Origin of the sequence: Acinetobacter sp. YH01010, assembly GCF_013420775.1 — a bacterium.
Lineage (GTDB): Bacteria > Pseudomonadota > Gammaproteobacteria > Pseudomonadales > Moraxellaceae > Acinetobacter > Acinetobacter amyesii.
Map to the genome: position 1 here is coordinate 1 of NZ_VOYF01000021.1, position 12,740 is coordinate 12,740.

The 12,740-nt window shown below is 38.8% G+C and carries 10 protein-coding genes and 1 pseudogene; 6 read left to right on the forward strand and 5 right to left on the reverse strand.

The features are described 5' to 3' along the window. From FTT77_RS14945 to FTT77_RS14965, 5 genes and pseudogenes are all read left to right on the forward strand, one after another. Window positions 1-107 (forward strand): annotated as a pseudogene (locus FTT77_RS14945) (IS5/IS1182 family transposase); the annotation flags it as partial. A gap of 734 nt (window positions 108-841) precedes the next feature. Then, window positions 842-1,381 (forward strand): nucleotide exchange factor GrpE, encoded by a 540-nt coding sequence (gene grpE / locus FTT77_RS14950; RefSeq protein WP_078189495.1) that lies wholly within the window; start codon window positions 842-844, stop codon window positions 1,379-1,381. Window positions 1,382-1,535: 154 nt separating this feature from the next. Continuing rightward, complete coding sequence (dnaK, locus tag FTT77_RS14955) at window positions 1,536-3,476, forward strand: molecular chaperone DnaK (RefSeq protein ID WP_180109503.1); 1,941 nt, start codon at window positions 1,536-1,538, stop codon at window positions 3,474-3,476. A 639-nt stretch (window positions 3,477-4,115) separates the two neighbouring features. Continuing rightward, entirely contained in the window at window positions 4,116-5,033 is a 918-nt protein-coding gene (locus FTT77_RS14960; protein WP_180109502.1) for a matrixin family metalloprotease, read from the forward strand. Window positions 5,034-5,153: 120 nt separating this feature from the next. Further along, a complete protein-coding gene (locus FTT77_RS14965; protein ID WP_168379524.1) occupies window positions 5,154-5,531 on the forward strand; it encodes a hypothetical protein in 378 nt (125 codons plus the stop codon). A 68-nt stretch (window positions 5,532-5,599) separates the two neighbouring features. On the opposite strand, the gene erpA is transcribed toward FTT77_RS14965, so the two are convergent. The 4 genes from erpA to FTT77_RS14985 form a co-directional block, all read right to left on the reverse strand. Next, a complete protein-coding gene (gene erpA / locus FTT77_RS14970; protein WP_078189499.1) occupies window positions 5,600-5,935 on the reverse strand; it encodes an iron-sulfur cluster insertion protein ErpA in 336 nt (111 codons plus the stop codon). 134 nt (window positions 5,936-6,069) lie between these two features. Continuing rightward, a complete protein-coding gene (locus FTT77_RS14975) occupies window positions 6,070-7,077 on the reverse strand; it encodes a putative solute-binding protein (RefSeq protein WP_180109501.1) in 1,008 nt (335 codons plus the stop codon). A 202-nt stretch (window positions 7,078-7,279) separates the two neighbouring features. After that, window positions 7,280-8,290, reverse strand: coding sequence for a putative solute-binding protein (locus tag FTT77_RS14980; protein WP_078194442.1), 1,011 nt, complete (start codon window positions 8,288-8,290; stop codon window positions 7,280-7,282). Window positions 8,291-8,547: 257 nt separating this feature from the next. Beyond that, window positions 8,548-9,552: a putative solute-binding protein gene (locus FTT77_RS14985; protein WP_180109500.1), complete on the reverse strand. Its 1,005-nt coding sequence runs from the start codon at window positions 9,550-9,552 to the stop codon at window positions 8,548-8,550. A 196-nt stretch (window positions 9,553-9,748) separates the two neighbouring features. On the opposite strand from FTT77_RS14985, the gene FTT77_RS14990 reads away from it, so the two are divergent. Then, the gene (locus tag FTT77_RS14990; protein WP_180056038.1) at window positions 9,749-11,686 is read left to right on the forward strand and encodes an ATP-binding cassette domain-containing protein; all 1,938 of its coding nucleotides are present in this window, start codon (window positions 9,749-9,751) and stop codon (window positions 11,684-11,686) included. 530 nt (window positions 11,687-12,216) lie between these two features. On the opposite strand, the gene FTT77_RS14995 is transcribed toward FTT77_RS14990, so the two are convergent. After that, window positions 12,217-12,594, reverse strand: a complete 378-nt coding sequence (locus FTT77_RS14995; RefSeq protein WP_180064144.1) for a hypothetical protein — start codon at window positions 12,592-12,594, stop codon at window positions 12,217-12,219. Between the last annotated feature and the right edge of the window lie 146 nt (window positions 12,595-12,740).

Sequence of the window (12,740 nt, forward strand, 5' to 3'; positions counted from 1 at the left end):
AAACCTTCAAAATTCTTGCTGAGCGATATCGCAATCGAGGCAAAAGACTAGCATTAAGATTCAATCTAATTGCTGGAATTTATAACTTGGAGCTGAGTGAAAAATGACTTATGAAAGAAATCTAATATAAATGGTTTTAAATAAAGCGTGATCAGAGCTTTTGAATATAATAAAGTCCAACAAAACTTGCAGCTCAGTTACTTAAGTGGCTGTTTTTATAAATTTCATGCAAAAAAAAGCCTGCTTATGAGAGAAGCAGGCCATGAAAAACACATTCGAAATAAATTCGGAAACTACAGCGATAGAATCTGAAACAAAGAATACTGTGCTGATCATTTTTTGTGAAATATTTAATAAAACTGATACTAAGAGTTTTTAGGTATAAATATTAACCAATATTTTTGAGGAAAAAAAATGCTGATTCTTGGGAAATCAGCATGGAAAAGTGTTTCTAAAATCTAGAGGTAGTCACCATATCCCTCTCTCCAGTGGATATGGTCACTTCCGATAGATAAATTATGCAAATTTTCAGGCACAAAGAGAAACCGTTAAAATTTATGATGAAAATCTATAAATCCGATCAAAATATGATTATACATTCAAATCAATAATTTATATTTTCAAAGAATTTAATTTTGCAGTCGATATTTTGCTGAAAAACCATTTTTTTGAATAAAAAACTGCATTTAATTGCTGACTTCGCTTGAATTTTTATCCCCTGCCCCGATTTCTTCTATTAATCATGAATTCAAAACACATGGCAGTTACGCATCGATGTCGTTTGAACGCACAGCTATAAGGACTGAACATGTTTAAGAACCCATTTAAACGGAGTAAATCAATGGCGACTGAGCAAAACCAAGACGCTCAAGATCTTCAACAAGAGCAAGCAGAACAGCAAACTCAAGCTGAAAACGAGCAAGCTGAAGTTTCAGTTGAAGATTTACAAGCACAAATCACCAATTTAGAAGAAAGCTTAAAACTTGAAAAAGCACGTACTGCAAATGCCGTATATGAAGCGCAAAAAAGTGTAGAGCGTATTCAACGCGAATCTGAAAAGCATAAAGACACTGTGCTGGAAAAATTTGCAAAACAATTGCTTGATTCAGTCGATAACCTTGAACGCGCCATCGCTGCGGCAGGTGATGAAAAATCAGGTTTATCTGAAGGTGTAGAACTTACACTGAAATCATTGCTCAGCACTTTAGAAAAATTTGGTGTGGTTGCTGTGGATACTGCAAATGGTTTCAATGCAGATCTTCATCAGGCTGTGGGCATCGATCCAAATGCCAAATCAAATGAAATTGGGACAGTATTGCAAAAAGGCTATAGCTTAAACGGTCGTTTATTACGTCCAGCTATGGTTATGGTTGGTGCATAAACCCAAATTTTCTGAGACGAATTAAAAATTTTAACCAATATTACTTGAAAATTTTTGATTGGCTCTCATATCGGATAACAAGTAAATCCCTTTTTATTTCCCTTTGAGAAAGGGAAGAGTTTGGGAATAAAAGAATTTTAGAGGAAACATCCAAATGGCGAAAATCATTGGTATTGACTTAGGTACTACAAACTCTTGCGTAGCAGTACTTGAAGGCGACAAAGTAAAAGTAATCGACAACGCTGAAGGCGCTCGTACAACTCCATCTATTATTGCGTATAAAGATGGCGAGATCCTTGTCGGTCAATCTGCTAAACGTCAAGCAGTGACTAACCCTAAAAACACATTATTTGCAATCAAACGTTTGATCGGTCGTAAGTACCAAGACCAAGCTGTGCAAAAAGATATCGGCCTTGTACCTTACAAAATCATCAAAGCTGACAATGGCGATGCTTGGGTTGACGTAAACGACAAGAAACTTGCACCACAACAAATCTCTGCTGAAATCTTGAAAAAGATGAAAAAAACAGCTGAAGACTACCTTGGTGAAACAGTAACTGAAGCGGTAATTACTGTTCCTGCGTACTTTAACGATGCTCAACGTCAAGCAACGAAAGATGCAGGTAAAATTGCTGGTTTAGATGTTAAACGTATCATCAACGAACCAACGGCTGCTGCACTTGCGTTCGGTATGGACAAAAAAGAAGGCGACCGTAAAGTTGCGGTTTACGACTTAGGTGGTGGTACTTTCGACGTATCAATCATTGAAATCGCTGACCTTGATGGCGACCAACAAATCGAAGTATTGTCTACAAACGGTGATACATTCCTTGGTGGTGAAGACTTCGATAATGCATTAATTGAATACTTGGTTGAAGAGTTCAAGAAAGAACAAAGCGTAAACTTGAAACAAGATCCTCTTGCACTTCAACGTTTAAAAGAAGCTGCTGAAAAAGCAAAAATCGAGCTTTCTTCTTCGAATGCAACAGAAATCAACCTTCCATACATCACAGCAGATGCGACTGGTCCTAAACACTTAGTGATCAACGTGACTCGCTCTAAACTTGAAGGTTTAGTTGCTGAATTGGTTGCTCGTACAATTGAACCATGTAAGATTGCACTTAAAGATGCAGGTCTTTCAACCTCTGACATCTCTGACGTAATCTTGGTGGGTGGTCAGTCTCGTATGCCACTTGTACAACAAAAAGTACAAGAGTTCTTCGGCCGTGAGCCACGTAAAGACGTGAACCCAGATGAAGCTGTAGCGATGGGTGCTGCGATTCAAGGTGCAGTACTTTCAGGTGATAAAACTGACGTACTTCTTCTTGACGTAACTCCATTGACTCTTGGTATCGAAACAATGGGTGGCGTGTTAACAGCAATCATCGAGAAAAACACCACGATTCCTGCGAAGAAATCTCAAGTGTTCTCAACTGCTGCTGACAACCAACCTGCTGTAGACATTTCTGTGTTCCAAGGTGAACGTAAAATGGCTCAACAAAACAAATTGTTAGGTAACTTCCAATTAGGCGATATCCCACCTGCTCCACGTGGTGTGCCACAAATTGAAGTATCTTTCGACATCAACGCTGATGGTATCTTGAAAGTATCTGCGAAAGACAAGAGCACTGGTAAAGAGCAATCAATTCAAATTAAAGCAAACTCAGGTTTGAGCGATGCTGAAATTGAAGCGATGATCAAAGATGCTGAAGCGAATGCTGAAGAAGACCGTAAATTTGAAGAATTAGCGAAAGCACGTAACGAAGCTGACGCGTTAATCTCTTCTGCTCAAAAAGCAGTGAAAGATCTAGGCGAACAAGTAACTGCAGACGAAAAAACTGCAATTGAAACTGCATCAGCTGAGCTTGAAGCGGCTACGAAAGAAAATGACGTAGAAGAAATCAAAGCAAAAACTGAAGCACTTCAAAACATCATCATGCCGATCACTCAACGTGCGTATGAAGCTGCACAAGGTCAAGGCGGTGCTGAAGGTTTTGATCCTAACGCTTTCCACGGCGCTGAAGGTCAAGCTCAAAAAGCAGATGACGGCGTTGTAGATGCTGAGTTCACTGAAGTTAAAGATGACAAAAAATAATTTGTCGCTTTAACCGAGTTTTTCAAAGCTCAAAAAGACCGCGCGAAAGCGCGGTTTTTTATGTTATTTTTCATTATCTTTAAAATAAAACATAATTTACATGAAAAATTTTATCAAGCTTTTGCTCTTAGCTGCGGGAATGTCCGTGATGTTTCATTATCCGATGGGTAATCTATTAATCATTCTGCCTTCAAACATACTATTATCCCCTCTCAATTATCTACAATTTTTGGGGCTTGATGCGGCCTTCACACTTGGACTCCTCATAAGTTGCCTAATTTTATATATGTTTAATATTCAGCAGCGCTACACATGGAGCTTAGGATTTATCTCACTATTTATCGGCATTATTTTTTATACATTAGCTCAATGTTTTAAACTCGAAATATCGATCTATAGTTTGGAACACGTTAAAGAATATGGATTTAATTTCAAATATCTCATTGAATTGGTTTTTTTCATATTTATCTCTATAGGATTCATTCTTATTTATAAATCCAATTTACCAGCCAAATTAACTGGAAAAAAAGCGTAATGCTGTTGTTAAGACAACGCTAAAATTTCAAGATGGTATATATTTGACTATGACGTGGACAAAATTCAAGCTAAATTAAAACCCTATTATTGTGTTCATTTACTATGCGCTTTGTCTCAGCACTCATAACGGTGGTGATACTGTATTTAGCTTATTTACAGTTTCAAGTTAAATCCCATCCACAGCTTCGCTTTAATTCTGCGTGGGATCGAATATCCCATCCTTTTGACACACGATTACGCTTTCGAGTTGCTGATGTCGATCCACGTTTTAGATTAAGCCAACAACAAGTCATTCAACTTAGCCAAGAGGCCGCAGAGATATGGCATAAAGGGACGCTCAAACCGTTATTTATCTATGACCCGGATGCACAACTGGCGATCCATCTAATTTATGATGATCGCCAAGAACAATACAATGCCTATAAGCAAGTCCAAAAGACCTTAGCCGCAGATAAAGCCCGTAATGATTTATATGCCGAGAACTTAGCAAATTCGAGAAAAGGGTTGGAGATGGATGAGCAACAGCTCCGATCAAAACAAGCCATGATCCGTGCGGAAATCGCACAGCTGTCGCAAGAACGTATGAGTTGGAGCCGAATCGAGCATGCGCAAGGCCCCAACATGCAACGCGTTGAAAGAGAACTTGCGCAAGTCAAAGCACAAGCAATGCAATTAGACCAAGAAATAGATCGATTTAATCAGCAAAATGATCAATTTAATCAACAAGTCTCAAGCTATAACCAGCAAATCGATCAATATAATGCGGGTGTGATACAAGCCAGTCAGCGCTTTCCTGCAAGAGAGTTTCATAAAGGTGTCTTTATGGGAGATCAGATTCAGATTTATCAATTTGATGCCGAAGATGATTTACGCCTCACCCTTGCCCACGAACTCGGACATGCTCTCGGCTTATCTCACCATAATGACCCTACTGCATTAATGTACCCAATCTTGGGCGCGCAACAATTAGAAAACTTTAAACTGATGCCAGCAGACCAAAGCTTACTGTATTATCGCTAGTGTGCCCTGAGCATAAAAAACCATACAATTTATAAGGATATTGCAGGATTCACCAACAAAAATCAGCATTTCATGTTATTGTTGATCTGCAATAATTCCCTTATATCAATGACATCTTCCGTGGAGAGCAATGTGAGTTACTACCATATCTTAATTGAAGTGAATGACCACATCAGCACGATTGAACAAACCCGTGATATTGAACTTTTTGATATTACCGAAATTCAACCTTATCTCCATGCGGTACTTTTACCATTTTTTAATGAGCAATTAATTGAACTCGAAGACGAAAATCTTGAGTTTAAAGATGTCTTGCATTTACAAGTCAAACAAACCCTCTTGCCGATCCGCGACCTCATCGAAGAAGAACAACGCCTGCTTCCGAGTGATACCGATGTCACCATTACGGCTTATGAAATTTTTAATAATTATCAATTGAGTCAAGACGTGACTACAGTGATTTTAGATCTGTTAGAAGCGCTTAAATTTGAAGCCTAATATCGATTTTAAACATTAAAAAAGCCCTCAAAATGAGGGCTTTTTTATGGCTCAATTCATCATCGTGATTAGATCGAGAATGAAGATCCACATCCACAGGTGGTTGTCGCATTCGGGTTTTGAACCACAAAACGAGAACCTTCAAGACCTTCAATATAATCGACTGTTGAACCAACCAAATATTGATAACTAAGTGAATCCACCAACATTTTCACGTCTTCATTGATAAATTCAGCATCATCTTCGTTTTGGCTTTCTGCAAAATTAAATCCATATGAGAAACCTGAACAACCACCACCAGTCACATATACACGTAACATGAGGTCTTGATTACCTTCACTGTCACGCAATTGGCGTACTTTATTGGCAGCATTGTCAGTCAGCACAAGTGCTTGAGCATTCATGATGGATTCCTCTGAGTCATTGGGGTGTCTTTAAAAAGAAAAGACCATATTTCAAGTATAACATACTCAATATATGGTCAGTCTTCACAGTTTAAAGTTAAATCAGAGTATTTTTCTCAAGATTCATTTAAAACTTATTTATAGTTTTCTTCCTGTAATGCGCATTCGAAGTTTTTCGGGTCTTGTTTACAGCGGAATTGCCATAATAATTTCATCATTCGCTTGTCGTAGATACCACGTTTAGTCAAATCAATACGCGCTTCACGCATCATTTTTTGATAACCAGCTTTGTCTGCAGTGGGAACATCCATCCAATATTTAGCTGGAATTTCTGACTTCATTTTGCCTAAAATCGTGAATGCACGAGGTAATTGTGTTTTGACCCAATCACGTGATTTTTGCCCATAACCTGCTGGGAATTTATCTGGGCGAATAATGATATTTCCCGTCACTTGTAAAATTGGATAATTGACGATTGCGCCTTTGCTGCCTAAACCTTTGTGTAATTCTAATGGTTTGAACACAGCTGCAGGAGCACCAATAATATCCACCTGACCATTGTTAAATTTAGCGCCAAAATTGGTTACATCGGCACTGACCGCTTGAGCCCCGACCTGCTGCACCATAATTTTCTGCGCTTCATCATAATCAAGCACCGCAATTTTTTTACCTGCGGCTTTAGCGACAGTATTGATACTACGATCATTCACCAACAGGTAGGCATCACCAACAGGTATCACACCTGCCACTTCATATTTACTATTGACCATGCTTTTAGCAAACGTTGGACTCGCAAGACCTTGCATAATTTTTACGGCCAATTTCAAATCTGGAATTGCACCAATCGCATCTAAAGAACCGGTAAAATTGTTGAATTGGCGGCCACGCATACCGGTGACGCTGATCCCATCACATTTCCCCGCTTTAAAGTCTTCCGCAATCACTGCTTCATTTTGACCGACGCGGAGCTCAATGTCTGCGCCCCAGTTTTTTGCTGCCAATTGATAATCTTTCATCAGGGTAAAAACATCACCATTTTTACCCACCAAATCAAATACACACACCACTTGCTTCGCTTGAGCTACGCCAGTCACCGCCATTAACGCAGCAGCAACGCTCAATGCCTTTGTCCATTGTTTCATACTGACTTTCCTTGTTTTTTACTGTTTTTGTTTTTAACCATTTTTTGAATTTTGGGTCATGCTGAGTTCGTTTCAATAGACTCACTGCCCTCAATTTGAATTTAGATTACCTGAATATTTTACTGACTCAATGGCGAGAATGACCTGTAAATTTGCAAAAAAAAGCCTGGATAAATCCAGACTTTTTTCTTTAAATATCAGCTTATTCGCCGCCAAGTGAACATTCAAAATTGGCTTTATCGACAGAACAACGTGCCTTTTTCAAAACAGACATCATGCCTGCATCATAAATGCCACGCTTCGTCATATCCATACGACCTTCACGCAGTAATTTTTGATATTTGGTTTTATCTTCTGCACTTAGGTTAAGTTTATATTTCGCAGGAATACCCGCTTCTAGACGGTTAATCATCGCGATACTCTTCGGTAAGTGTTTCACAAACCAATCACGAGATTTTTGACCAAAGCCAGCTGGGAACTGATCAGGACGAATAATAAAGTCCGCAGTCACTTGTAGAACTGGGAAGTTAAACATCGCACCATTGGTACCTAAACCTTTATAGATCTCTAATGGTTTGTAGGCATATGCAGGCGCACCCACCATATCGACCTGACCATTATTAAACTTCGCCACAAAGTTAGATACATCTGAAATCACAGCTTGAGCGCCGACACGTTGCACCATGATTTTTTGTGCTTCGTCATAGCCTAATACTGCAAACTTTTTACCTGCCGCTTTTTCAATTGAGTCAATTTTCTTGTCTTTGACAAAGATGAATGCTGAACCCAATGGGGCAATACCCGCCACTTCGTATTTCTTACCACCTAGATTGCTGACCATTTTTGCAGCATTACGTTGGTCTAATGCAAAGGTAATCGCACGTTGCGCAATCGCATTGCTCGGTGCGCCACCCAGCGCATCAATAGAGCCTGCAAATTTATTGTACTGACGGGCACGCATCGCCGTCATAAATACGCCGTCACATTTCCCTGCTTTAAAGTCATTATCAGCTACTGCTTCGTCTTGACGCGGAATTAAGTTAATTTCAGCACCCCAGCCTTTTGCTGCAAGCGCCCATTCCTGAGCCATTTGATATGACTCGCCTGACTTACCCAGTAAGTCAAATACACAGATATCTACTTTTGCTGCCTGAGCTGAACCAGCAAAGCCAATTGCAGCAAATGTAGCCAATGATAGGAGGGTTTTTTTCATTCTATTTTCCTTTCAAATCTTTTTATGGTTCAGAGGTGTCCTTACACAACGCCGATATTAAGCAAGTTAATTTAAAAAAAATAGAGCATTTACTCCATTTATTTATGTCATTTTGGCATATTCTGTTTTTCTGTGATGCATATCACTTTTTATTCAAAGTGAAATTATAAATATAATCATCATCTTATATTTGCAAAAATGGCTTTTTACATTTACAGCGTTTGCATCAAAATTTACAAAGAAATACAGAAAAAAGCTTATTCACCCGCCACTGAACACTCGAAATTGGTTCGCTCAATCGTACAACGGGCTTTTTTCAGTACCGTCATCATAGTGGAGTCATAGATCCCCTGTTTGGTTAAATCCATCCGTCCTTCACGCAATATTTTCTGATATTTCAACTGATCATCTTTGCTGAGATTCATCTTATATTTGGCAGGAATTTCAGCTTCCATGCGTTTTACCATGGCAAAACTTTTTGATAATTGCTTAACGAACCATTGCCGAGAAGGCTCTGCAAAACCTTCTGGGAATTTATTATTACGAATAATCAGGTCTGCCGTGACATTCACCACAGGAAAATTAACCATCGCCCCAGTAGTGCCTAAGCCTTTTGAAATTTCGAGTGGCTTAAAGGCATAAGCCGGCGCAGCCACAATTTCAACTTCGGCCTGATTAAACTTGCGAATAAAATTGGAAATTTCCGACATGACTGGTACAGCGCCAACACGGTCGACCATCACTTTTTGCGCATAGTCATAATGCAAAATGGCAAATTTTTTACCTTCAGCTTTTTCTAAATTATTGATATTGCGATCACGGACAAAAATATAGGCTGAACCAATTTGCCCGATCCCCGCCACTTCATAGCTGTCTTTGCCTAGATTGGTAATCAGTCGTTTACTGTTCCGCTTATCTAAGACATAGGTGATGGCTTTTTGCGCGATGGTATTGTTCGGTACACCGCCAATGGCATCAATCGAACCAGCAAATTTGTTATATGCACGTGCCCGCATCGAGGTCATATAAAATGCGTCACATTTCCCTTCTTTAAAATCTTTATCGACTTTGGATTCATCTTGATATGAAATCAGTTGAACTTGTGCTCCCCATGCCTTACTGGCCAGAGACCACTCTTCCATCAGCTTATAAGATTCCCCCGCTTTTCCAAGTAAATCGAACACACAAACCTTCTGATTAGCATAGCTTTGTGCAGACATCACACCTGAAAGAAGCGATAAAATTAAAATTCCTTTTCTCATTTCTTATATTTCCAATATGTTTTATTAATCCATTTAAAACAACAACTTGAAATATTTTTTTAATACTAAAGCCCGTTCAATATACCTAAATACGTGGAATCTGTCACATTTTTTCAGATGGTTACGATGCTTTGTTTTTTCTTTTGCAAAGCCATCCATTAGAATAGCCCCACATTCTTCTTGTTTAGTTAGTTCCATGATTCAGTTAGACCAACTTTCCATTCGTCGCGGTGGGCGTGTTTTATTTCAAAAAGCATCTATGCAATTGCATCCAGGCTGGAAAATCGGCTTAACCGGTGTAAATGGTGCGGGTAAATCAACTCTTTTTTCTGCGCTTTTAGGTGGAATGGAGTCTGATGGTGGTTCATTAACTCGTCCTGCGGTATGGACCGTCGCGCATATGGCACAAGAAATCAAAGCACTGGATATGAAAGCTATTGATTTCGTTCTATCAGGCGATGAAGAATATTGGGATATACAACATAAACTTGAACATCCAGAACAATTAGACAATGAAGCGTTGGCACACTTATATGGCCGATTTGATGAAATCCATGGCTATACAGCTCCATCCAAAGCCTCACAATTGATGGCCGGCCTGGGTTTCTTTGAACATCAGTCCCAGCTCAATGTTTCAAGTTTTTCTGGTGGTTGGCGTATGCGTTTAAATCTTGCGCGTACCCTAATGAGCCGTTCAGACCTATTATTACTCGATGAACCAACCAACCACTTAGACTTAGATGCGATTTTGTGGTTAGAAGATTGGTTAAAAGCTTATGAAGGCACATTGATCTTGATTTCACATGACCGTGATTTCTTAGATGCGGTGACTGATCATATTTTACATATCGAAAATCAAGAGCTGACGCTTTACACCGGTAACTATTCAACCTTTGAACGCACCCGTTCTGAGCGCTTGGCACAACAACAACAAGCTTATGAAAAACAACTCGAAACTCGTGCGCATCTCCAAAAATTTATTGACCGTTTTAAAGCCAAAGCGACTAAAGCTAAGCAGGCTCAAAGCCGTATTAAACAATTAGAACGTATGCAGGAACTTTCTGCCGCGCATGTCGATACGCCATTTACCTTTAGTTTCCGTGAGCCAACCAAAATGAGCTCGCCGCTGTTACAAATGGAACATGTCGATATTGGCTATGGTGACAAACTGATTGCCACCAATGTGAATTTACAGATTACCCCAAACAGTCGTATTGGTTTACTGGGAATGAATGGTGCGGGTAAATCAACCTTAATTAAATCCTTGGTTGGTGACCTTCCCTTATTACAAGGGACGCGCAAAGCCTCTGAACTATTGAATATTGGCTATTTTGCACAGCATCAAATGGATGCTCTAGATGGCAATGCCAGCCCAATGTTGCAATTATCTCGAATCGCTGACAAAAAAATCAGTGAAGCGGCATTACGTTCATTCTTAGGTAGCTTTGGTTTTAGTGGCGAACGCATGGATACGCCAAGTGAAGGATTTTCAGGCGGTGAACGAGCACGATTGGCTTTAGCTTTGATTGTTTGGCAGCGCCCCAATGTTTTAATTCTAGATGAACCGACCAACCATTTAGACCTTGATATGCGTCATGCGCTAACTATGGCATTACAAGACTTTGAAGGCGCTGTGGTTTTGGTTTCGCATGAACGTCAATTGATTGCCAGTGTTTGTGACGAATTATTATTGGTACATCATGGGAAATGTCGCGAATTTGATGGTGACCTCGTGGCTTATGCCGATTGGCTGCGTCAAGCACGGATCGACATGATGAAAAATAGTCAACAAGCCCCGACTCCCATCAAATCTCAAGTTGAAACTAAACCGACGATTTCCAAAGTCGATAAAGAAGCGCAACGTAAAGAAGCTGCACGTCAGCGTGAATTGACCCGCCCGATTCGTAAAAACATTGAAAAAAATGAAGCGCAAATCAGCAAAATTCAGCCACGCTTAAACGAAATTGAGGAATTATTAGCAGACAGTGCTTTATATGAAGCCAGTCGTAAAGATGACTTACTCAAACTAATGAATGAGCAAACAGAATTAAAAGCCAAACTTGAATCTGTCGAAGAGCAAATGCTTGAATTAATGATGGAATTAGAAGAAATGGAAAGTAGTTTTGAGGCTTAATTTAAAAAGCAAAACCCTAGATTTGCATTATTAAGAAAACCTAACTTAAGCTCAAAAAATCAATCGCCGTGAAATTTAAATGTTCCACGGCGATTTTTTATTTATACTTCACAATAATAATCACACTATAAATCTAAAAAATATTTAAAAAATCGAATGTTCATATCCAACTGGTTATTGCATCGTTAAGGCATTTCTATTCGGAAAGAATCTAAAAATTCAGCGATAGCTTTTACCCTAACTTTGTAAATGAATTCAAAAAATATACTTCACATCAAACTCATTGCCATAGTTATCCACAAAAGCCATTTTTAAACTCAAATCTTGGTTTTAAATTCATTTTTATTTTTTAAATTCAAAATATCGAACCACCTTTTTGTGGATAAATATTTTTAAATGATATTATCCACAATTATAAATGACTTTGATGTTGAACACTATTAAATGTGAAAATTCACAAAACTTACCCACATTTATAAGATGGATGCATTTTATCTCCACTGACTACATCAATTTAAACTTTTTATTGTTTAAGATAAGGCAGAAGGATGGACTTTTTTTGCCTTTAAAAAGCGTAATTCTTGTATTTTCCAGGTTTGATCAAAATGCCAGATTTCCTGTATTTGCTGCTGTGTTTCAGCTAAACCAATTAAAATTTTGCACTCAGTTTGGTCACGATTAAACTCATATTCTTCAAATTCTACGTCTGGTTTTTGTGGTTTCCAAACCCCATTTTTCACTGCATGTGCAATACGTTCATAGCGGATATAATTACTTTCGACACGCCCGTCTTGCTCATAAACCACCTTAAAGTGCTCATCTTCGTATTCGGCAAGAACGGTATAATTTCCGGTAAAAAATGCATTTACCCATATGTCACGAATGTGTTCAAGTTGATTGTCCATCATATATAGACCTCTTATTTTTAGCTGCTAAGTTCAATTTGATTTGAGCTTAGCATCAGAATAAGTCAATTTTATAAAACACAAATTGGCGATTTAATATTCAATTTTATTTAAGATAGCACAAAAAAAAGCACTCCGAAGAGTGCTTT